Source organism: Kribbella sp. NBC_00662 (assembly GCF_041430295.1).
Taxonomy (GTDB): Bacteria; Actinomycetota; Actinomycetes; order Propionibacteriales; family Kribbellaceae; genus Kribbella.
On the sequence record NZ_CP109029.1, the window covers coordinates 1,515,570 to 1,536,817 of the forward strand.

The following is a 21,248-nucleotide window of genomic DNA, read 5'->3' on the forward strand; positions in this document are numbered from 1 at the left end:
CCGTCAGCCTGTCACATCCGGCCCGAGGATGATGAATCCGCCCTTGCGGATCGCGCGGACGCCCTGTGGCAGGTCGATCCACCGCTGACCGCGCCAGTCGGTCACCAGCGCGTCGACAGCGGCGACGTGTCCGGCGGTCAGGTCAGTGGCCCGGCAACCGGCTTCCAGCGCGGCCTGCCGCAGTACCCGCGTGCGGATCGCCGTCGGCTGGTCAGTCAGTACGCCGACTTCCGCGCGTACCTCGCCCTCGGCACGGCTCAGTGCGGACTCGGCCGCGTCCGCAGCGAGCAGGTCGAGCGCATCGGCGTCTGCCCGGAGCAGTCCCGCCGTACGGGCCAGCGCCTCGACCACACCAGGCCCTAGCGCCTCCTCCAGCACCGGCAGCACCTCATGTCGCACGCGAACCCGCGTGTACTGCGGATCGTCGTTGTGCGGGTCGTGCCACGGCCGAAGCCCCGATGCGATGCACGCCGCGGCCGTAGTAGCGCGCGGCACCTCTAGAAACGGCCTCCTGAGCAGGCCGACCGCCGGAGCCATCCCAGCCAGCGACCGAGCGCCTGACCCGCGCCCCAGCCCGAGCAGGACGGTCTCGGCTTGATCGTCACGAGTGTGAGCCAGCAGTACGACGTCCGCCGCCAGCTCGTCCGCCGCGTCCCGCAGAGCGTCGTACCGCGCAGCGCGGGCCGCGGCCTCCGGACCGCCGTCGCTGCCGACCTCCACCGCACGCACCTGGACCGGGTCGAGCCCGAGCGTCTTGCACTGTTCGGCAGCGGTCGCCGCAACGTGCGCGGAGTCCGGCTGCAGACCGTGGTCGACGATGATCGCTCCGGCGCGCAGACCGAGCTTGGGCGCCTCGAAGGCCGTCGCGGCCGCAAGAGCGAGGGAATCCGTGCCGCCGGAGCAGGCGACCAGCACAGTGGTCCCCTGCGGCAGCTCGGCGAGCGTCGCCCGCACTGCCTCCCGGGCGCGAGCGATGGCCGGATGGAGCTTTCCTCGTCTGCTCTCGACCAATTGCTCCACGGCCGAGTCAGCCGTGGAGTCGGGTGACCCAGGCATCGGGGTTCGCGATCTCGGTCTTGGTCGGCAGCGTGTTCGGTCCGGTCCAGACCCGGTTGAAACCCTCCATACCGACCTGGTCGACCACGCGGCGTACGAACGCGGCACCGTCCTTGTACTGCCGCAGCTTCGCGTCCAGCCCGAGCAGCCGCTTCAGCAGCTGGTCGACCGGGTTGCCGCTCTGCCGGCGGGACGTGAACTTGGACCGGATGTTCTCGACGGTCGGAATGACCGACGGACCGACCCCGTCCATCACGAAGTCCGCGTGGCCCTCCAGCAACGACATGACGGCGGTCAGCCGGTCGAGCACGGCACGCTGCTCCGGCGACTGCATCAGGTCCACCAGGCTCAGGTCGGCCTCACCACGCACCGACCGCCCCAGCCGCTGCACGGCCTCCCGGAACATCGCGGCGTACGCCGATGCGTCCAGCTCGGCCTGGTCGAGGAACAGGGCGATCTCCGACCGCAGGTGGTCCCGCAGCCACGGCACGGCGGTGAACTGCACCCGGTGGGTCTCCTCATGCAGACACACCCACAGCCGGAAGTCCCGCGGTACGACGTCGAGCTCGGTCTCCACGTGCATGACGTTGGGCGCCACGAGCAGCAACCGACCGGTCAGGTGCGGCCGGTCAGGGTCCGGCTGTGCCGGGTAGAACGGGTCGAACTGGCCGAGCACCCGCGACGACAGGAACGCCAGGAGCGCACCGGCCTCGATCCCGGTCACCCGCGAGCCGACCGCCGAGGACAGACCGGCCGTCCGGTCCGCCTTCTCGCGCAGCTTGTCCGCCAGCGGCTGCAGTACGGTCCGGAAGCCGTCCGCGTTGGCCTGCACCCAACCGGGCCGGTCCACGATCACCACCGGCGCCGTGGCCGACGTGGCCTGCAGCCCGGTGAACTCGCGCACGTGCCCCTCGGACTCGGCCGCGAACCGACGCAGGTCGGCGACCACCTGCTCCGCTTCCGCGCGGCTGACCGCCGGCCCGGGGCGCAGCAACTTCCGCGCCACACCGTTCGCCAGCTGCCAGTCGACCATCTCGGTCGTGGTCTCGCCTTCAGCCGTACTCATACAACGACCCTAGTGCTATGTCCCAACATGTGCTGCTGAATCAGCAGCCGCAGTTGGCCAATGCAGCGGTGGTCCGGTCGAGTGCTGCGCGGGCGTCCAGGGTCTTCGGGACCGGGACGCTGTCGCTGGCGACCGCGAACACCAGCAGCGTGCCGGAGCGGTCCCGGGCGTACCCAGCCAGGCTGTGGACACCGGTCAGCGTCCCCGTCTTCGCATGGACCAGTCCGGTCCCTGTGGCGGTGCCAGGGGTGGTGAACCGCTCCCTCAGGCTGCCGTTGAAGCCCGCGATCGGGAGACCGGTCAGGAGGTGCCGCAGCTCCGGGTGGTCCTTGGAGATCGCCACCCGGACCGCGCCGGCCAGCAGGTCGAGCGGGACCTTGTTCGCCCGGGTCAGACCGCTGCCGTCGTAGATGCGGGCCTTGCTGACGTCCAGACCGAGCTTGGTGAGCGTCGCACGCACACCCTTCACGCCACCGACGTACGAACCGCCGTTGCCGGTCGCGATGCCGACCTGCCGCAGCAGCACCTCGGCCCCGTCGTTGTCGCTGTGCTGGTTGATGTACTCGACGATCTGCCCGAGCGTCGGCGACTTCACCAGCGCCAGCGGCGCCCCCTTGGCCTGAGCCGTCGCCGCCTTGACGGTCGGCGCCACCGTGATCCCGTAAGTGCCCAGCAGCTTCGCGAACGATGTGGCCGCAGCCTGGGCCGGTAAGGTCGCCCGCTTCGCCATACCTGGCGACAGGCGCCCCTCGTTCACCCACAGTGCGGTCGTCGGCGCGGCGATCCCTTCCGGGATGTAGTTGGCTTCCCAGTTCGCGTTGGCCGCCGGACCGGTGAACAGCGAGGCGTCGTACCCGAGGGTGACCCGAGTGGTGCCCTGCGCCTTCAACGCCTTCGCAGTACTCGCCGCGAGCGTCTGGAGGGTGGCCCGCGCCGGGTAGTCAGGAGCCTGCCTCACCGCGAGCAGCGGGTCGCCGCCACCGACCAGAACGATCGAGCCCTTGCCCGCGCTCACGACCTTGGTGGCGAACGTGTGATCCGGCCCGAGCGTCGCCAGCGCCGACACCGTGGTCAGGAGCTTCAGCGTCGAGGCGGGGGTGTACGGCGTGGCCGTGCCGACCGAGAACACCGGCTTGCCGCGCGAGGCGTCGTACACGTAGACCCCGTGGTGCGTGCCGAGTGACGGGTCCTTGAGAACGGCGGCGAGCGCCTTGCCGACACCGGCCGCCGTCGGCGCGACGCCTTCGGTGGTCGCCGGCGCCAGAACGGGCGGCGCCTGCTGGGTGGTCTGCACTGATCCGGGTACGGCGCCTGCTGTGCTCACCAGGCCGGCGCCCATGCTGGCGCACAGGGCCGTGGTGAGCAGCGTGACGAATGCCGCACGGGCAGGTCGTGCCACCGGGCTGCTCCTGTCATTCGGTCGGTCGGAACCGTGACAGTATCTGCCGTATGGAGTTCGACGTCTTCATCGAGATCCCCAAGGGCACCCGCAACAAGTACGAGCTGGACCACAAGACCGGTCGGCTCCGACTGGACCGGACGCTGTTCACGGCCACCCAGTATCCGTCCGACTACGGGTTCATCGAAGACACCCTCGGTCAGGACGGCGACCCGCTGGACGCGCTCGTGCTGCTGACCGAGCCGACCTTCCCCGGTTGCCTGATCAAGGCCCGGGCGATCGGCATGTTCCGGATGACCGACGAGAAGGGCCCGGACGACAAGGTGCTCTGCGTCCCGGCCGGGGACCCGCGCCAGGAGCACCTGCGCGACATCCACCACGTGCCGGAGTTCGACCGGCTCGAGATCCAGCACTTCTTCGAGGTCTACAAGGACCTCGAGCCCGGCAAGTCCGTCGAGGGCGCCACCTGGGTCGGCCGCTCCGACGCCGAGGCCGAGATCACCGCCTCCTTCGAGCGCCTCAAGACCGAAGGGCACTAATCACCTGAGAGGCGGCGGAGCAGCGCGAGCAGGGTCTTGCGCTCCGCCGCCGTCAAGGGCTCCAGCAGGTCCGCCTCGGCGGCGTAGATGAGTTGGTCCATCGCGTCCAGCTGCTTCTCGCCGGCGGGAGTGATCGCCACGATCTTGCGGCGCCGGTCGGCCGGGTCGACCCGCCGGACCAGCAACTCCAGCTCCTCGAGCTCGTCGAGGAGCGTCACCAGATCACTGCGGTCGAAGCCGATGCGGTTGGCAAGGGTCGCCTGAGCGGCCTCGCCGTCGTCGGCGAGGCTCGCGAGCACGTGGTAGTGCTGCGTGCGGACGCCGGCCTCCGTCATGTGCTGGCGGACCAGCCGCTGGGCCTGCTGGTTCGACCGCCCCAGCGTCCACAGCACCCGGTCGGCCAGTCGATGCGTCGGCCCCTTCTTCACCCTCCAACTCTATTGGCACCGTCCACACATCGCGTTATCGTGGGAACCTCCTATTATTTATATCTCCCACGATATGGAGAGCCCACAATGCGCGCAGTGCGCTTCCACCGCCACGGCGGCCCCGAAGTCCTTCAGCTCGACGAGATCGACGTACCCGAGCCCGGCGCCGGCCAGGTCCTGATCCAGGCCGAGGCGATCGGCGCGAACGCGATCGACGCCGTACTCCGCCGCGGCGGCTCGCCCTGGGACCGCCCTCTCCCCGGCACCCTCACCGGCGATGTCGTCGGCCGGATCGTTGAGCTCGGCCCGGACACCCCGCCCGGCGTGGCCGTCGGCCAACGCGTCTCCGCGCTCACCGTCGACGCCTTCGCCGACTACGCCGTTGCCGACGCCACGTTCCTCGCCACGATTCCCGACGACGCCGACGCGGGCGAAGCCTCGATGATGTCGCTGACCGCCCCGCTCGCCCTCCGCGTCCTCGAAGCAGGTCACATCCCGGCCGGCGGCACGGTGCTGATCCAGTCCGCCGCCGGCACGATCGGCCACCTCGCCACCCAGCTCGCCCGCTTCTACGACCCCAGCAAGATCATCGGTACGGCGTCCTCCGCGAAGAAACTCGACTTCATCCGCGACCTCGGCGCCGAACCCGTCGACCTCGGCGACCCCGACTGGCCGGCCAAGGTCCGCGCCCTCGCCCCGGACGGCCTCGACACCGTCCTCGACGCGGTCGGCGGCAGCGTCTTCGACCAGGGCCTCGAGCTCGTGAAGCCGCTCGGCAGGATGGTCTCGTACGGCGCCATCACCACCGAGGTGCCAACCGTCCCGGCGCTCGGCCTCCAGCTCCGGATCCTCACCGGTGTCTCCCTGTACGGCTGGCAGCAGGCCCGCCCCGACGAGGCCCGGGCCGACATCGCCGAGGTCGTCCGCCGCTGGCAGTCCGGTGACCTCCGCCCGGTCGTCCACGCCACACATCCGCTCACCGACGTGGCCCGGATCCACGAAACCCTCGACGCCCGCGAAAACCTCGGCCGGCTGATCGCCGTCCCGTGAAACCATGGCAGGGTGGAGCTTCGGCAGATGCGGTACTTCGTCAGCGTTGCCGAGGAGCTCCATTTCGGTAAGGCGGCGGAGCGCCTCTACATCTCCACCCCGACCCTGAGCCAGCAGATCAAACAGCTGGAACGCGAGGTCGGTACGACGCTGCTGATCCGGCACAGCCGCGGCGTCGAGCTGACCCCGGCCGGCCGGGTGTTCCTGGCCCGCGCCCGCGAAACCATCCAGGCGGCCGGCCTGGCGCTGAAGGACACGCGCCGGGCCGCCGGCCTGGACGAGCCGGTCCTGCGGCTCGGCCTGCTGAACGGCATCCCCGGCCGGCTCCCCGCCGCCCTCGAGCAGCTCGCCACCGAACGCTTCCCGAACAGCACCGTCACCCTCGAAGCCGGCACCACCACCGACCAGCTCCGGATGCTCACCGCCGGCGAGATCGACCTCGGCCTGGTCCGCACGCCGTTGACGTTGCCCCCAGCAATCACTTCCGAACAGCTCGCCGCCGAGGAGCTCGGAGTACTGCTGACCGCGACCCACCCGCTCGCCGCGCGGCTCGAGCTGACTCTCGACGACCTGGCCGGCCTCGAGCTGATCTGGATCCCGCGGGTCGCGGCGCCGGAGTTCTACGACGATGCGCTCGGCCGGCTCGGCCCCGGCGTACGGATCAGTGAGATCAGCATGAGCCACTCGCAACTGCGCTCCGCGCTGCTCGTCCGCCGGTCCGCGATCAGCCTCGGCTCTCCCCGCGCCGCAACCGCGGACATCGTCTGGCGACCGATCGCCGGCCGCCCGCTGATCGCCCGGTACGCCGCCGTCTGGCGCACCGATTCGCGCAACCCAGTGCTCCAGGCAATGCTCGTTAGCCCCGGCCTAACGGTCGTTAGTCAAGAAGTCGTGGTCGACTGACTCGTCCGGTGGTTGGCTCGAAACGTCAACCACCGAAGGAGATTCAGTGCAGGAACACGTAGTGATCGTCGGCGGCAGCTCCGGCGTGGGCCGCGCGCTGGCCACCGAGCTCGTTGCCCAAGGCAGCGAGGTCACGATCGCCGGCCGGTCACCCGAGAAGCTCGACGCGGTACGCCGGGAACTCGGGGTCCACACCGTTGCCATGGACCTCGGCATCGAGCAGGACATCGAGCGGCTCCTCGCCACCACCGGCAAGGTGAACCACATCGTCACGACCGCCGCGGACGTCGGCGGCGCCTACCAGCCGATCAGCGAGTACGACGTGGACGCGGCCCGTTCCGCGGTCGACTCCAAGCTGCTCGGGCCGCTGCTGCTGGCCAAGCACGGCGCATCGGTACTCGAACCCGGCGGCTCGATCGTCTTCACCTCGGGCATCGCGGCGTACCGTCCCGGACCGCGCGCATCGTTGCTCGCGGCACTCAACGGCGCACTGGCGTCACTCGCCGCGGCGCTCGCGGTCGAGCTCGCACCGCTCCGGGTCAACGTGGTGTCGCCCGGCTGGGTCGACACCCCGATCTGGCAGGACGTCGCTGGCGACGCCGCGCCCGCGACCCTGGCCGCGATGGCGGACCGCCTCCCGGTCGGCCGTATCGGCCGGACCCAGGACATCGCGGCCGCCATCATCGCCCTGCTGCGCAATGGTTTCATCACCGGCACCGTTCTTCACGCCGACGGCGGACACCGGCTGGTCTAGGAGGTAACAGGTCAGGGACGGCCGAAGAAGTTCGGTGGGATCCAGTAGTACACGCTGTCGATCTGCACCGGCTTCCCGGTCCGCGGCGCGTGGATCATCTGCCCGTTGCCGAGGTACATGGCGACGTGGTGGATGGTCCCCGGGTCGCTCGGGTTGGTGGCCCAGAAGATCAGGTCGCCCGGCCGCAGCTCGTCCTCGTCGATGTGCTGGATCTGCTCGTACTGCGCGACGCTGTAGTGCGGGAGCTGGACACCGGCCCGCTCCCAGGCGCCCTGGGTCAGCCCGGAGCAGTCCCAGCGCGACGGTCCGGTCGCACCCCACAGGTACATGTCGCCGAGCTGCCTCAACGCGAAGTTGATCGCGTCCCGGGCACTACCACCCGAGCTGTGCCCGCCGCCGTTGCCGCCATTGCCGCCATTGCCGTCGTTGCCGTCGTTGCCCGGCTTCGGCTTGTGGTGCTTCGGCGGCTTCTTGCCGTGGTTCTGCTTCTGCTCTTCCTTCTCCTCGCGGGCCTGCTCAGCTGCTTCGCGGGCCCGCTCGGCGGCCTCCGCCCGGCGCTCCGCGGCCTCCCGGGCGGCGATCCGGCGCTTCAGCTCGGCGGCCTTCTTCGCGGCGAGGGCGGCGGCTCGCTGTCGCGCAAGCTCCTCGAGCCCCGCCTGCCGCTGGGCGGCTACCTTCACCGAGATGTTCTGCAGTACGGCGAGCTGCGCGATCGACTGGGTGCGCTGCACCCCGATCGCGGTCACGGCCGCGGACTGGGCGGCCTCCGCGTCCTCGGCAGCCTTCTTCGCGGCGGCCGCTTCGTCGGTCGCCTTCTTCACCTTCACGACCGCCTGGTCGGCCTGCACCTTGAACAGGTTGGTCATCACCTGCGTCGCGGAGAACCGCAGGTACGAACCCTGCATCGCGGCGGACACCGAGCGCGCCGCGCCTGCAGAGTCGAGCAGATCCTGCGGACCGTTCGCGGTGAACAGCGGCGCGATCTTCGCCACGTCGCCACCACCCTGGTACGACGCGGCGGCGAAGCGACCGATCTGCGCCCGCTGGGTGGCGAGCGTCTTCTCCGCCTCCGTTGCCCGGGCCGCGGCGGCAGCTGCCTCTGCCTTGGCCTGCTGCAGTCGGTAGACGGCGCCGTTGTACGCCTCGTCGGCGATGCCGGACTGGATGCCGAGCTGCTCGAGCCGCGCGTTCGCCGCGGCCAGCCGGCGCTCGATGGCTGCGACCTGACCAGCCTTGGAGGCGGCGGCCTGCTTGGCCCGTTCGACCGCGGCCTTGGACGGGATCACCGGCGGCTTCGGCTTGGCAGCCTCGGCCGCAAGGGGCTGGATGACCATCGTGCCGGCCAGACAGATCGCGAGCACCCCGGAGAGCAGTGCCCTACCGGTCTTCCCAGTGCTCCCGACCCGCCCGCCGGACGTGGCCCTGAGGGGCGTCCGCATCGGGATCGTTCCTTCCGCCGGTCACGAACCCCTTCCCCAGGGTTCGTGAACTTTTGGTCCTCCTGGACCACATACGTGACACTAGTTGCCTACAGCCCCAATGGGAACAGCTTTCACACAAGTAACTTTGTTTCACCCGTGTGTCGACTTGACAAACTACAAGCTTGTAATTCCGCGAAGGCCCAGGTCGGCGCGCAAAAACGCCCTCCGGCCGGAGCCGGAGGGCGTTCTGTGACGTGTCAGGTGTTCAGCGGAGGGCGAACGAGGCGACCACCGGGAGGTGGTCCGAAGCCGGCGTGACCGGCACGGCGGCCTTGACCGCGCGCAGGCCCGCGCTGTGCAGCTGGAAGTCGATCCGCTTGGTCGGGTTGCCCGCCTCGATCGTATAGCCGGGGCCGACGCCGACCTCGGTCCAGGTGTCGTCGTACACGGCGGTCAGGGTCTTGATCTCCGGCGCCTCCGGCGTCGCGTTCAGGTCGCCCACCAGCAGCGTCGGGGTCTTCGACTTGCCGAGCAGCTCGACGACCTTCTGCGCCTGCTCCAGCCGCTCGGCGTTGCTGTTGCTGGTCAGGTGCGTGTTCGCGAACCGTAGGTCGGCCCCACGGACCTTGATCTTCGCCACCGCGAGACCGCGCTGCTCGCCGGTCGGGTACAGCGGCAGCAGCGTGTTCTCGAAGTTCTTGATCGGGTACTTCGACAGGATCGCGGTGCCGTACTGGCGCCGCGGCTCGCCCGGGTTGACGGGCGGGAGGTCGAGGTTGGCGGCGTACGCGTAGTGCATCTTGAGCCGCTCGGCGAACCAGGCCGGCTGGTCCACCCAGTTGCTCCGCACGTCCCAGTGCCGGTCGACCTCCTGGAGGCCGATCACGTCGGCCCCGGACTGCTCGATCAGTACGGCGATCCGCTCGAGATCGAGGACACCGTCGATCCCCGCGCCGTGATGGATGTTGTACGTCATCACCGTCAACGGCCGCTCCGGCCGCCCGGCGTCGGGATTCGCCGCGGCGACGGTCGGCACCGCAACCAGGAACCCCACCAGGACCGTCAGCAATTTACGCATGCGCCCATCCTTCCGGAAAACCGGCGACACTCGCACAACGAATGAGTGTCGCCGGTCTGAACGGCGGTGGGCGCCTGAGGCTCTCAGTGCACCAGGCGGCCGACCGCGCCCTTCGCACCCGAGGCCCAGCAGCCGGCGTGTGAGCCGTGGCCGGCGCATTCGACGCTGTCGAAGCTGCCGTCGTAGAACTGCTTCCAGCTGCGTCCGCCGTCGAAGCTGACGTCGCTTCCGGACGGGCCGACCGCGACGACGGTCGACGGCGACCACGGCACGAAGTGCGACCCGCTGCGGTACCCCTTGGGCGCCTTGTCCGCGGGCACGAGCTTCCAGGTGCGGCCACCGTCGTACGTGATCGAGGCCGCCTTCACCGCCTCGTCCGGCTTCTCGAAGTCACCGCCGACCGCGACACCGAACAGCGGGTTCCGGAACGCGAGGCTGAAGATGCCGGCCGCCATACCACTGGCCATCGGCGAGTCCGAGACCCGCCAGTGCCGGCCGCCGTCGATCGTCCGGAACACCCGTGGCCGATCGCCGCCACCGGTCGCGAACCACGCGGTCCGGCCGGGCCCGGCGACCAGGCAGGTCCCGCTCGCCGCGAACGCGAACTCACCGGGCAGCGCGGCCGGCATCCCGGCGTTCGACTGCACCTTCCACGACTTGCCGCCGTCCGCGGTCGCCGCGATCCGGAACTTCCCGTCCACCGGGTCGCTCATCGCCAGCCCGTGCTTGTCGTCGTTGAACGCGAAGCAGTCGTAGAACGCGTTCGGGTCGGTGTTCCGGAACGTCTCGGTCCAGGACTTGCCGCCGTCGGCGGTGCGGTAGACCCGGGAGTCCTCGCCGGTCCCGATCGACAACGCGACAGCGCGCTTCGCGTCGAACGCCTCCACGTCGCGGAACTGCAGCGCCGACGCGCCGGCCGGACTGACGTTCTGCCAGTGCCTGCCGCCGTCGACGGTACGCAGTACCGTCCCCCCGGTCCCACCCACCCAGGCGACGTCCTTGCTGACCGCCGCAAGCCCGCGGAACTGCGCCGTACTTCCGGTCGGCGTCAGCTCCCAGCGGTACGACGGCCCGCCATGCGCCTGGGCGGGGATGACCTGGGACGACATCAACAACAGACCTCCTGCCGCGAGAGCGGCCACACGCAGGATTCTCATGCGCCGCAATCTAACCGCAGGTCATGTCAGCTTGAAGGACTGCGCGGTGCTTCCGTTGCAGGTGAGTTGGACGAGTTGGGTGCTGTCGGCCGTCGAGCCGCCCGGAACCGTCAGGCATTTGTTGCTGAAGCGGCTGACGAAATGGAAGTAGCCGCTGCCTTCGGAGACGGCCTGCCATTGCTGGTTGGTTCCGTTGCTGTAGGTCCACAGCTGCAGGCCGGCGTTGTCGGCGGCGGACACTCCGGTCACGTCGATCACCTTCGTGGCGTCATTGCGGTTGTTGACCCGCGTGAAGCCGCCCGACGTCGGCTGGAACTGGAACTGCTGTGCCTGCGTGCCGTTGCAGCTGTACTGCTGGATCACGGTGCCGTTGGCGACCCCGGCCGCGCGGGCGTCGACGCATTTCCCGTTGGCCTTGTTGGCGATCTGGTACCACGCGGTCGGCGACGGCTGGTCGACCGGCGGCGTCGTACCGCCGCCACCGAGCCACTTCAGCGCGTCCATCATGAACTGATTCTGCGCCGGGCTGTCGAACGTCGACGACAGCCGGGTGTTGGTGTCGTAGTTCATCGCGTTGTGGCCGAAGTTGGCGTAGATCATCTTGTAGTTCTTGTTGGTCCAGATGATCGGGTAGTAGCCGGAGTACCAGGTCTGGTTGGGATCGGTGCCGACCGGGAAGCTGGACGGGTCGATCGACGCGAGGATCTGGATGTCGGGGTTGTTCCGCAGGTCGTTCTGCCAGCTGTACCACTCGCTCACCGACGAGCGGAACGTCGCACCGGTGTTCACCAGCGCGGGGTGCGAACGGTTCTCGGCCTTCAGCGTGACCGCGGTCGGTCCCCAGGTGTTCGAGGCGAACCGGCCGGTGCCGAGCAGTGTGTTGTTGAACCACGGCCAGCCGCCGCTCGCGTCGTTGTACGCCGACACGTGGAAGCCGAAGAACGCACCGCCGTTGTCCATGTAGTGCTTGAACCCGTTGCGTTGCGCGTCGGTGTGCGGCGAGTCGTCGAGGAACATGACGACCTGGTACTGCGATGCGCTCAGGTTGTCGAGCTGGTCCCAGTTGTTGGTCGAGGTGTACGAGAACCCGTTCTGCGCACCGAACTGCGGGAAGCGCTGGTTGGCTTCCTTCTCGAAGTCGATGTGCGCGGCGTCGTAGGTGCCGCTGTAGAACGCGAGCACGTTGAAGGTCGCCTCGACCTTGGCGACTGCGGTCGAGGTGAGCCCGCTGATCAGCAGCACCAGGGCGAGCAGGAAGGCGGGCAGGCGAAATCGATCGGAAAGCATGGGGGCGGACCTTTCCGTCAGAACTTTATGAAATTTCAGGGCTTAAATTAACTCCCGATCAAAGCCCTGTCCAGAGTTCATCGCCTGACTGCCCAGAACGCCGAGCAACTGCAGCTTCTCGGCGCTCTCACTGCCCGGTTCGGCGGTGAACACGATCAGGGTCTGCTGCCCGTCCCGGTTGTCGATCAGCTCGCAGTACAGCTCGAGGTCGCCGACCGCCGGATGCTGGAACCGCTTGGTCTGACTGTGCGCGACGACGACCTCGTGCGCGTCCCAGATCTCGACGAACTCCGGGCTCAGCTTCTGCAGCGCCTTCACCAGCGAGGCGGCGTACGACTTCGGGCCGTCGATGGTGGCGACCGTGCGCAGCATCGAGACCAGCAGCTTGCTGTGGGTGGTCAGCTCGGGCTCCGCGTAGAGCGCCCGCGTCTCGGGATGCACGAACCAGCGGTAGACCTCGCTGCGTTCCATGCCCTGGAAGTTGGTCAGCTCACCGGCGAACGCGACGTGCGCCGGCGTCTGCGCGAGCACCTCGCCGCAACGGTTGATCAGCATCGCGGGGGTGTCGTGCAGCCGGTCGAGGATCCGCAGCATGCCGGGGTCGACGTGGCAGGCACGCGTCGTACGCGGCGGCGTACCGTGGCCGGCCAGCAGGAACAGATGGTCGCGCTCCTCGAGCGTCAGCCGGAGCGCCCGGGCGATCGCGCCGAGCATCTCGACCGATGGCTGCGGGCCGCGCCCGCCCTCGAGCCGGCTGTAGTAGTCGGCCGACATCGACGCCAGCGCGGCGACCTCCTCGCGGCGCAGACCAGGGGTACGGCGCCTGCGCCCGCGCGGCATGCCGACGTCTTCGGGTTGCAGGGCCTCCCGGCGTTTGCGCAGGAAGTCGGACAGTTCGGCGTACTCCATACATCCAGTGTCCACGGCGCACAGGCGTTATCCACTGCTTGCGGAGCAGTGGCTGAGCGCGGCCTGGTTGCTGCCGGCATCCGACCGCAGGCTGGAGACATGAAAACCACAGGGAACACGATCTTCATGACCGGCGGTACGTCGGGTATCGGCCTCGAGCTCGCCCGCCGGTTCCGCGACCTCGGCAACACCGTGATCATCAGCGGCCGCCGTCAGGACCTGCTCGACACCATCGCGGCCGAGGACGGGATCGAGGGTATCTACCTCGACGTCGCCGACCCGGCCTCGATCACGGCCGCGTTCGAGAAGGTCACCGGCGCCCACGACGTCAACGTGCTCGTGACGATGGCCGGCATCATGCAGATCGAGGACCTCCGCGACCCCGGTCACCTGCCGACCGCGGAGCAGACCATCGACATCAACCTGCTCGGCACGATCCGCGCGGTCGCCACCTTCACGCCGTACCTGCTGAAGCAGACCGATCCGGTGATCCTGACCGTTTCGTCCGGGCTCGCGTCGGTGCCGCTGACGATCACCCCGACGTACAGCGCCACGAAGGCCGCGATCCACAGCTACACCCAGAGCCTGCGGATCCAGCTCGCGGACACCGGCATCCAGGTGATCGAGCTCGTCCCGCCGGCGGTGCAGACCACGCTGATGAACCAGGAGAACGACGAGCGCGCGATGCCTCTCGACGAGTACCTCGACGAGACCACGCGCATCCTCCAGGACCGGCCCGACGCCGAAGAGGTCCTCGTGGACCGGGTCCGCTTCCTCCGCCACGCCGAACGCGAGAACCGCTACGACGACGTGATCGGCGTCCTGAACTCAGTCCACTAACGCCTGCTCGATGCGCTCGACCTTGGCGGTGAGCTGGCCGGTGTACCCGGGCCGGATATCGGCCTTGAGGACCAGACTCACCCGGGGCGAGGCGGCGGCGACCGCGTCGACGGCCTGTTTCACGACGGCCATCACCTCGTCCCACTCACCCTCGATGTTCGTGAACATCGCGTTGGTCTCGTTGGGAAGACCGGAGGCGCGGACGACGCGGACGGCCTCGGCCACCGCCTCACTCACACCTCCGGTCTCGTCACCGGCCGACGGGCTGATGCTGAATGCGACGATCATGCATCCAGGATGTCAGGCTCCTCCTGGGCGCGGCGCTCGGCTCCCGAGGTGGTGAGCAGCGCCTTCTCCTTGATGAACAGGACCGCGATCAGCGCGAGGACCGCGAACGGGACCGACATCATGAACAGCTCCGCGGTCGCGTCGCCGTACGCGTTCTCCACCACGGTCCGCACCTGCTCCGGCAGGTCCTTGATGTTCGGTACGGCCGTACCGCCGCCGGACGACGAGCCGCCCGGGTTCAGCGTCTCGGTGACCTTGTTGGCCAGGATCGCGCCGAGCACGCTGACGCCGATCGTGCCGCCCATGCTGCGGAAGAAGCTCACCGCCGAGGTGGCGGCGCCCAGCTCACGTGCAGGTACGTCGTTCTGCGCGGCGAGCACCAGGTTCTGCATGACCAGGCCGATCCCGACACCGAGCACGAGCATGAACGCCCACAGCATGTACTTCGACGTGTTCGCGTCGATCGTGCCGAACAGCGCCAGCCCGATCGGCAGCAGCACACTGCCCACGACCAGGTAGATCTTCCACCGGCCGTACTTCGTGATCAGCCCGCCGGCGATCGTCGACGCGACCATCATGCCGATGATCAACGGCAGGCTCATCAGACCGGCCTTGGTCGGCGAGTAGCCCTGCGCGATCTGGAAGTACTGCGCCAGGAACACCGAGCCACCGAACATCGACACACCGACCAGCGCGCTGGCGATGATCGACAGCGTCACCGTGCGGTTGCGGAACAGGTCCATCGGGATGATCGGCTCGGGGTGCCGGCGCTCGACCAGCACCGCGGCCACCAGCACGACCAAGGCTGCCCCGACCAGCCCGAAGCTCCAGCCGGAGACCCAGTCGAACTTGTTGCCGGCGAACGACGACCAGACCAGCAACGTGCTCACGCCGCCCATGATCAGGACCGCGCCCCACCAGTCGATCTTCACTTCTCGTCGCACGGTCGGCAGCTTCAGCGTTCGCTGCAGCAGGATGATCGCCGCGAGCACGAACGGCACGCCGACGAGGAAGCAGGCCCGCCAGCCGAGCGGCGAGTCGACCAGGAAGCCGCCGAGCAAGGGTCCGCCGACGGTCGCCGAGGCGAAGATCGCGCCGAAGATGCCGGAGTAACGGCCGAGCTCACGCGGCGGGATGATCGCCGCCATCACGATCTGCACGAGCGCGGTCAGACCGCCGCCGCCCAGCCCCTGCAGGATCCGGCTGCCGAGCAGTACTTCGATGTTCGGGGCGAAGCCGGCGACCAGCGAACCGACCACGAAGAAGCCCAGCGACAACTGGACGAGCAGCTTGTTGTTGTAGAGGTCGGCGAGCTTGCCCCACAACGGCACCGTCGCCGTCATCGTCAGCAGCTCGAGCGTGACGACCCAGGTGTAGGAGGATTGGCTCGCGCCCAGGTCGTGAATGATCCGCGGCAACGCGGTCGACACGATGGTGCCGGCCAGGATGGCCACGAACAGCCCCATCATCAGACCGGACATCGCCTGCACGGTCTGCCGCGGGGTGAGTGCAACGGTGGCGGTGACCTCATCCGCCGCCGGCTCGGGCGTGGATGAAGACGTCGTCGTCATGAATGACCTTTCTGGTCGAAGGCAGAATCGATGCCTTGGGCAAGTAGTTGGAAGCCTTCGCGGACGAGCTCGAGAACCGGGCGATCGGGCGCGGCCTTGTGCAGCTCCATCGCCATCCGGCAGGCGGCGCCGGTCGCGCTGACGATCAGCGCCGGGCGGATGGAGCCGGCCGGTTCGCCCATCCGTTCCGTGAGGGCGGCGGTGAGTTGCCGCTCGTCGTCGAAGCTCGACATCATCAGCTGGTAGAGCAGGGTCGGGGAACTCATGATCAGCTCACCCCGGCGGGACAGCTCGCCGTCGCTCTCCAGGTCGTGCAGCACGTCCCGGACGACGTACCACATCGTGGTCAGCGGCGACTCCTCGGCGGGCGCGGTCCGCATCCGGTCCAACGCCCGCTCGAGGTGCTCGGGATTGCGCCCGAGGATCGCGTGCTCCTTGTGCGGGAAGTAGTTGAAGAAGGTCCGCACCGAGACGTCTGCCGCCTCGGCGATCTCCTCGACCGTGACGTGGTCCGGCCCCTTCTCCAACGCCAGCCGTAGCGCGGCATCGGCCAGCGCCGCGCGCGTCTGTAGCTTCTTGCGCTCGCGCAACCCACCCTCGGCCCCCATGACATCGAGGGTAGGAAAAACTTGCAGTCAGTGCAAACTATTAATGCTGCAACTTTGCACAGCTGCAGTTATCACCCCTGGCGGCGGACGAACTGGGGTAGCCGCAGGATGTTGTGCGGGTACGGCAGCGGCCGGTCGGCGGCCTCGGTCAGCCGGTCCAGCTGCTCGTCGGTCAGGCTCCAGCCCGTTGCACCGAGGTTGTCGGCCAGTTGCTCCGGAGTACGAGCACCGATGATCGGCGCGGTCAGCCCCGGTCGCTGCACGACCCACCGCAGGGCGACCTGGGCCGGAGTACGGCGTACTTCGTCAGCCACTGCCCGCACCGCGTCGAGGACGCGCCAGGTCCGGTCGTTGTCGTGGGCGTCCCAGTCCGCCTGGTTGCTGCGGCTGCCCTCGGGGGGACCGCCGGCATCCTTGCTGTACTTCCCCGACAGCCAGCCGCCGGCCAGGGGACTCCACGCGATCACGCCCGCGCCATCGGCGAGGCAGACCGGGATCAGGTCGAGCTCGGCGTCGCGGTCGAGGAGGTTGTAGAGCGGCTGTAGGCAGACGTACGGCTCCCAGCCGTGCCGGCGGGACAGGTCGATCGCCTTCTGCAACTGCCATCCGGTCAGGTTGCTCGCGCCGATGAAGCGGACCTTGCCGCTCGTCACCAGCGTGTCGAGGGTGCTCAGCGTCTCCTCGAGCGGAGTCGCGTCGTCGAAGACGTGGATCTGGTACAGGTCGATGAAGTCGGTCTGCAGTCTCCGGAGACTGTCCTCGACCCCAGCCAGGATGTGCTTGCGCCCGGCGCCGCGAACGGGCAGTCCGGGACCGGCCTCGCCGTACACCTTGGTGGCGATCACCAGGTCGTCGCGGTTCTGCTTCTTCAGCCAGCTGCCTATGATCTGCTCGGAGGAGCCGGCCGAGTACGTGTCGGCGGTGTCGATCATCGTGCCGCCCGCGGCGACGTACTCGTCCAGGATCCGGTGGGCGGTGGGTTCGTCGGTCTCACTGCCGAAGGTCATCGTGCCGAGACACAGCTCGGTCACCTCGAGGCCGGTCCGACCGAGAAAGCGCTTGTCCATGCCGCTCAACGTATCCGGAACGGTGGACCCTTTCATCCGATAAAATATAGGTAGGCCTCTGACGCAGACTTCCTGTGTTCGGAGGCTTTTCTGTATGCCGACACTTCTCTACAAGCTCGCGGGCACGATCCGCGGCGACGACATCCTTCCGCTGAACCAACTCCGCGACCGCTATCCCGACCTGTACGAACGCCACGCCAAGAAGTACGCCGATCGCCCGCAGTCGATGAGCCGCCCGATCCCGCTGCTCGACTGCACGTGGACCGATGTCGTCTTCCTGTCGCCGGTCCACCCGGAGCCGATCTTCGACGCTCTCCGCGAGTCCGGACGCACCGGCCCCGGCTCGCTCCCCTACTGGACCATCGACGCCGACCTGCTCGACCCGGGCCGGACCTGCATCCTGCTCAAACGGCACGACCCGCTGTTCCGTCCACAACCCGCCGAGGACTACATCCCGTACAGCGCCGAGACCGCGGCCACGCTCTCCACGCCATCGGCCAAGGCTCTCGACCGGCTTCGCAATCTCAACGCCACGGAGCCCCTGCTCCCCTGGGCCGACATCCCGCATGTCCTGCATCGGGGCCCGATCCCGGTCAGCCTGTTCCGCGACGCCCACGGCCGAGCGGTGCGAACCTAGGCACCCAGGCAGGCACGGCCTGGCGGTACTCCTCGTACCGCCGGCCGTACTGCTCCCGCAACACCGGCTCCTCGTAGCCCTTCACGAACGCGGCCATCACGGCCCACGCGATCACCCCGTACGCGAACACCCGCCAGTCCAGGAAGACGAGAGCCTGGCCGAAGATCGCGGTCACCACGCCGACGTACATCGGGTTGCGGACGAAGCGATAGTCGCCGCCGACCACCAACGCCTCCGTCGGCAAGACCGGCGCCGGCGTCCCCCGGCCTTCCCGGACGAACCGCACGAACGCCCGCAGTACGACGAACGCGCCGACCGCCACCACGACGAACCCCGGCCAGAACCGCGGCGCCGCCCACCCGCTCAGCCACCACGGGATCACGCCACCGACCATGCACGGCGCCGCGAAGAAGAACACCGTGCTGCCGAGCACAGCCCTAGTCACGACCGACCCTCTCGATCACGCGCTCGGCCAAGGCACAGAACGTCTCGAGCTCGGCCGGACTCAGATCGCCGAACCAGTCGTCGATCGCCGCGATGTCCCCGGCGTCCCGCTGCCGCCAGTAGGCCGCGCTGTGATTAGTTGCTGACAGCAACTTGCGGCGCTTGTCGGCAGGATCCGGCTCGACCGCCAGCAACTCCTTGCGCTGCAGGGCGGCGACGATCTGCGCCACGTTCTGATGTGTGCTGCCCAGGGCGGCCGCGGCCTCCGCGAGCGACGGCTTCCCCAGCGCCTTCACGGCTGTGATCAGCGCGGCCTGCTGCGTGGTCAACCCGTCCGCCCGCAGCCGCTCGTCCATCTCGTAGCGCAGCTTCTGCGCCAGCATCAGCGTCGTCCGGAACGCCCGCACCGACGGCGCCAGCTCCGAACCCGCTCCGATCCCGAACAGCTTCTTGCTCCTGGAGGACATAGGCAATATATTACCTATCATCATCGAAGGGGGCAACCCGTGATCTGCTTGCTGCCACACTGCGCCTACCTGTCCGAGACGTCCCGGATGCTCGAGCTGCACCGGGCGCTCACCGCGCTCGGCCTCCCCGTGCGGGTCGCCACCCACGGCGGTCCCCACGAGCGCCTCCTGGCCGAGGCCGGCATCGAGTACGACGTACTCGGTCCTGGGCTGTCCACGGCCCGCGCGGCGGCCTTCGTCGGTTCGGCCGTCGGGCTCGGCGATCCCCGGCAGAGCATGTACGACGACGCCGAGATCCGGACGTACGTCGCGGCCGAGGCGGAGTACTTCCGCGCTCATGGGATCACCGTCGCCGTCACCGGATTCACGCTGACCACGTTGCTGTCGTCGCGGCTGACCGGCGTACGCGTGGTCACCGAACATGCCGGGAGCTTCGTGCCGCCGGTCTTCGAGCGTCGCCTGCTCCCGGCCCCGACCCGGCCGGTGGATCCGCGGCTGAAGCACGCGCCGGACTGGCTGGCCCGGTTCCTGATCAACAGGTCGCCGAACCGGATCACGGCGTACTGCGGTGGCTTCAACCGGGTCGCGTCCGAGCTCGGCGTCGAGCAGATCCCCAGCCTGGCAGCGCTTCTGCTCGGGGATCTCTCGCTGGTTCCCGAGGTGCCGGAAGTGCTGGGCATCTCGGCCGCCGACCTCGCTACGTGGACTCCTGACAAGGGCTATCGAGCCGGCGCACGACTCCGCGCGGTCGGGCCGCTGTTCGCCCAGCTGAATCTCCCGATGCCGGCCGACGTGCAGTCGTTCCTCGACCGCCCAGGCCCGATCGTCTACCTCGCGATGACGTCGACGCCGCCCGCGCAGGTTCGTACGGCGATCGCCGAGCTGAGCCGCCTCGACGTACGGATCCTGGTCGCCGGCACCATCCACGACCTCGGCGACCTGGCCACCGACCGCATCCTGATCGAAGGCGTTCTTCCCAGCCATCTCGTCATGCCGCAGGTCGACCTCGCCGTCACCACCGGCGGCCAGGGCAGCGTCCAGACCGCCATGGCCAGCGGTACGCCGCTCCTCGGCATCCCCTTGCACATCGAGCAGGACCTCAACGTCGCCCTGGTCGAACGCCTCGGCGCCGCCCGCCGCGTCCGCCCCGGCAAGCTCACCGACCTCGCCGCCCAGATGGTCGACAACCCCACCCACCACGAGGCCGCCGAACGGATCCAGAAGCAGTACGCCGCCGTCAACGGCCCGGCCGACGCCGCCGAAGCCATCGCCGAGCAGCTCTGACGGGCCTCAGCGGGCGAGATACCGCCGTACGTCGTCAGCGACCTGCGCGCGACTGTCCAACTCGTACTTGCGGAGGATCGTGCTGAGGTGCGACTTCACCGTGTTGAGGCTGATACCGAGTTCGGTCGCGAGCTGGTCGTTGTCGTAGCCCTCGACCAGCAGCAGCGCGACGCCCTGCTGCGCCCGGGTGAGACTGGCGAAACGCTCCTCCGGACCTTCGTCGACATCCAGCATCATCTCGATCAGTTCGGACTGCGTCCGCTCGGCCGTCCGGATCAACTCCGCCAAGCGATCCCTGACCGCGTCCGCCATCACTCCGGCGTCCAGCGCATCGCCCGCAATCGTGCGCAGTGAGGAGATGCGGTTGGACAAGAACTCCATCACGTGGTCGGAGGTGAGCACGTTCGGGGTGTCCTCGCCGGCGGGGAGCAGGCGCAGCGCCTTGCGGTCCTCGTCCTCACGGGCCAGCACCCGGGCGACCGTCTCGGCGAGCCACTCGAACGCCCGCACCACGTTGTCGTCGTAGCTGTGCGGCGCATAGCTCTGCATCGACACCATGCCGAACAGCTGACCCGTCTGGCGGAACAGCGGGACGGTGACGGCGTCGGCCGACTGCTTGCTGACGTCGCCGCACGGCACCCCCGCATTCAGCACCTCGCCGTTGTCGTACGCGAACCGATAGGTCTGGCGATGCTTGAGCAACCAGGCCGTCTGACCGTTCGGCCCGTACGTATGCGTCGCCGGATCGTCGAACTTCCCGCCGTCGTACCCGTACGGATAGCGCACCCGGTTCGAGCCTTGCAGGAAGCCGATGTAGAACGTGTCGACACGGGCCAGCTTGCACGCCACCGCCCGGACGTAGTCGTACAACCCGTGATGGTCGGTGCGATTCATCGCCTCGATCTTGTGGAACGCCTCGCGCAGGATGATCGCGGTCTCCGCGTCGATCCGGAGTGAGCCGGTCGACGACAGTGCAGATTTTCCGATCGGCATGT

At 68.6% G+C, this 21,248-nt stretch carries 23 protein-coding genes; 7 read left to right on the forward strand and 16 right to left on the reverse strand.

Annotated elements, in window-relative coordinates; all coding sequences use genetic code 11:
- Positions 1-3: 3 nt before the first annotated feature.
- Genes tilS through dacB form a run of 3 tightly spaced genes read right to left on the reverse strand, consistent with a single transcriptional unit; the run spans position 4 to position 3,521 of the window.
- The gene (tilS, locus tag OHA10_RS07730; RefSeq protein WP_371405474.1) at positions 4-1,020 is read right to left on the reverse strand and encodes a tRNA lysidine(34) synthetase TilS; all 1,017 of its coding nucleotides are present in this window, start codon (positions 1,018-1,020) and stop codon (positions 4-6) included.
- Positions 1,021-1,027: 7 nt separating this feature from the next.
- Entirely contained in the window at positions 1,028-2,122 is a 1,095-nt protein-coding gene (locus tag OHA10_RS07735; RefSeq protein ID WP_371405475.1) for a zinc-dependent metalloprotease, read from the reverse strand.
- Between the two features lie 40 nt (positions 2,123-2,162).
- On the reverse strand, positions 2,163-3,521 hold the full coding sequence (gene dacB, locus OHA10_RS07740) for a D-alanyl-D-alanine carboxypeptidase/D-alanyl-D-alanine-endopeptidase (protein WP_371405476.1): 1,359 nt from the start codon (positions 3,519-3,521) through the stop codon (positions 2,163-2,165).
- Between the two features lie 50 nt (positions 3,522-3,571).
- On the opposite strand from dacB, the gene OHA10_RS07745 reads away from it, so the two are divergent.
- Positions 3,572-4,060, forward strand: a complete 489-nt coding sequence (locus OHA10_RS07745) for an inorganic diphosphatase (RefSeq protein ID WP_371405477.1) — start codon at positions 3,572-3,574, stop codon at positions 4,058-4,060.
- On the opposite strand, the gene OHA10_RS07750 is transcribed toward OHA10_RS07745, so the two are convergent.
- A complete protein-coding gene (locus OHA10_RS07750) occupies positions 4,057-4,488 on the reverse strand; it encodes a MarR family winged helix-turn-helix transcriptional regulator (protein WP_371405478.1) in 432 nt (143 codons plus the stop codon). The genes OHA10_RS07745 and OHA10_RS07750 overlap by 4 nt on opposite strands.
- A gap of 87 nt (positions 4,489-4,575) precedes the next feature.
- On the opposite strand from OHA10_RS07750, the gene OHA10_RS07755 reads away from it, so the two are divergent.
- From OHA10_RS07755 to OHA10_RS07765, 3 genes are read left to right on the forward strand one after another with little or no spacing between them, the layout of a single operon-like run.
- Complete coding sequence (locus OHA10_RS07755) at positions 4,576-5,538, forward strand: zinc-binding alcohol dehydrogenase family protein (protein WP_371405479.1); 963 nt, start codon at positions 4,576-4,578, stop codon at positions 5,536-5,538.
- Positions 5,539-5,550: 12 nt separating this feature from the next.
- Positions 5,551-6,441, forward strand: coding sequence for a LysR family transcriptional regulator (locus OHA10_RS07760; protein ID WP_371405480.1), 891 nt, complete (start codon positions 5,551-5,553; stop codon positions 6,439-6,441).
- 46 nt (positions 6,442-6,487) lie between these two features.
- Positions 6,488-7,195: an SDR family oxidoreductase gene (locus tag OHA10_RS07765; RefSeq protein WP_371405481.1), complete on the forward strand. Its 708-nt coding sequence runs from the start codon at positions 6,488-6,490 to the stop codon at positions 7,193-7,195.
- Positions 7,196-7,206: 11 nt separating this feature from the next.
- Here OHA10_RS07765 and OHA10_RS07770 read toward each other — a convergent pair whose 3' ends face one another.
- From OHA10_RS07770 to OHA10_RS07790, 5 genes are all read right to left on the reverse strand, one after another.
- Positions 7,207-8,634 carry an NlpC/P60 family protein gene (locus OHA10_RS07770; protein WP_371405482.1) on the reverse strand — a complete coding sequence of 476 codons (1,428 nt, stop codon included), beginning with the start codon at positions 8,632-8,634 and terminating at the stop codon, positions 7,207-7,209.
- A gap of 247 nt (positions 8,635-8,881) precedes the next feature.
- A complete protein-coding gene (locus OHA10_RS07775; RefSeq protein ID WP_371405483.1) occupies positions 8,882-9,694 on the reverse strand; it encodes an endonuclease/exonuclease/phosphatase family protein in 813 nt (270 codons plus the stop codon).
- An 83-nt stretch (positions 9,695-9,777) separates the two neighbouring features.
- Positions 9,778-10,851: a WD40/YVTN/BNR-like repeat-containing protein gene (locus OHA10_RS07780; RefSeq protein WP_371405484.1), complete on the reverse strand. Its 1,074-nt coding sequence runs from the start codon at positions 10,849-10,851 to the stop codon at positions 9,778-9,780.
- A gap of 21 nt (positions 10,852-10,872) precedes the next feature.
- A complete protein-coding gene (locus tag OHA10_RS07785; protein ID WP_371405485.1) occupies positions 10,873-12,138 on the reverse strand; it encodes an RICIN domain-containing protein in 1,266 nt (421 codons plus the stop codon).
- 42 nt (positions 12,139-12,180) lie between these two features.
- A complete protein-coding gene (locus OHA10_RS07790) occupies positions 12,181-13,047 on the reverse strand; it encodes a helix-turn-helix transcriptional regulator (protein WP_371405486.1) in 867 nt (288 codons plus the stop codon).
- Between the two features lie 99 nt (positions 13,048-13,146).
- Here OHA10_RS07790 and OHA10_RS07795 point away from each other — a divergent pair, with 99 nt between their 5' ends.
- On the forward strand, positions 13,147-13,887 hold the full coding sequence (locus OHA10_RS07795) for an SDR family oxidoreductase (protein ID WP_371405487.1): 741 nt from the start codon (positions 13,147-13,149) through the stop codon (positions 13,885-13,887).
- Here the strand turns inward: OHA10_RS07795 and OHA10_RS07800 are convergent.
- The 4 genes from OHA10_RS07800 to OHA10_RS07815 form a co-directional block, all read right to left on the reverse strand.
- Positions 13,876-14,175, reverse strand: coding sequence for an MTH1187 family thiamine-binding protein (locus tag OHA10_RS07800; RefSeq protein WP_371405488.1), 300 nt, complete (start codon positions 14,173-14,175; stop codon positions 13,876-13,878). The genes OHA10_RS07795 and OHA10_RS07800 overlap by 12 nt on opposite strands.
- Complete coding sequence (locus OHA10_RS07805; protein ID WP_371405489.1) at positions 14,172-15,746, reverse strand: MDR family MFS transporter; 1,575 nt, start codon at positions 15,744-15,746, stop codon at positions 14,172-14,174. The genes OHA10_RS07800 and OHA10_RS07805 overlap by 4 nt, the downstream gene beginning before the upstream one ends.
- On the reverse strand, positions 15,743-16,354 hold the full coding sequence (locus OHA10_RS07810) for a TetR family transcriptional regulator (protein WP_371405490.1): 612 nt from the start codon (positions 16,352-16,354) through the stop codon (positions 15,743-15,745). Before OHA10_RS07810 ends, OHA10_RS07805 begins: the two co-directional genes overlap by 4 nt.
- 71 nt (positions 16,355-16,425) lie before the next feature.
- The gene (locus OHA10_RS07815) at positions 16,426-17,421 is read right to left on the reverse strand and encodes an aldo/keto reductase (protein WP_371405491.1); all 996 of its coding nucleotides are present in this window, start codon (positions 17,419-17,421) and stop codon (positions 16,426-16,428) included.
- Between the two features lie 94 nt (positions 17,422-17,515).
- On the opposite strand from OHA10_RS07815, the gene OHA10_RS07820 reads away from it, so the two are divergent.
- Positions 17,516-18,058 carry a hypothetical protein gene (locus OHA10_RS07820; RefSeq protein WP_371405492.1) on the forward strand — a complete coding sequence of 181 codons (543 nt, stop codon included), beginning with the start codon at positions 17,516-17,518 and terminating at the stop codon, positions 18,056-18,058.
- On the opposite strand, the gene OHA10_RS07825 is transcribed toward OHA10_RS07820, so the two are convergent.
- Both OHA10_RS07825 and OHA10_RS07830 read right to left on the reverse strand, forming a co-directional pair.
- A complete protein-coding gene (locus OHA10_RS07825; protein ID WP_371405493.1) occupies positions 18,015-18,503 on the reverse strand; it encodes an isoprenylcysteine carboxylmethyltransferase family protein in 489 nt (162 codons plus the stop codon). The genes OHA10_RS07820 and OHA10_RS07825 overlap by 44 nt on opposite strands.
- Positions 18,496-18,969: a MarR family winged helix-turn-helix transcriptional regulator gene (locus OHA10_RS07830; RefSeq protein WP_371405494.1), complete on the reverse strand. Its 474-nt coding sequence runs from the start codon at positions 18,967-18,969 to the stop codon at positions 18,496-18,498. The genes OHA10_RS07825 and OHA10_RS07830 overlap by 8 nt, the downstream gene beginning before the upstream one ends.
- 39 nt (positions 18,970-19,008) lie before the next feature.
- Between OHA10_RS07830 and OHA10_RS07835 the strand changes: the two genes are divergently transcribed.
- Positions 19,009-20,253, forward strand: coding sequence for a glycosyltransferase (locus OHA10_RS07835; protein ID WP_371405495.1), 1,245 nt, complete (start codon positions 19,009-19,011; stop codon positions 20,251-20,253).
- Positions 20,254-20,259: 6 nt separating this feature from the next.
- Here the strand turns inward: OHA10_RS07835 and OHA10_RS07840 are convergent, their stop codons facing one another.
- Complete coding sequence (locus tag OHA10_RS07840) at positions 20,260-21,246, reverse strand: LuxR C-terminal-related transcriptional regulator (RefSeq protein ID WP_371405496.1); 987 nt, start codon at positions 21,244-21,246, stop codon at positions 20,260-20,262.
- Positions 21,247-21,248: the final 2 nt, after the last annotated feature.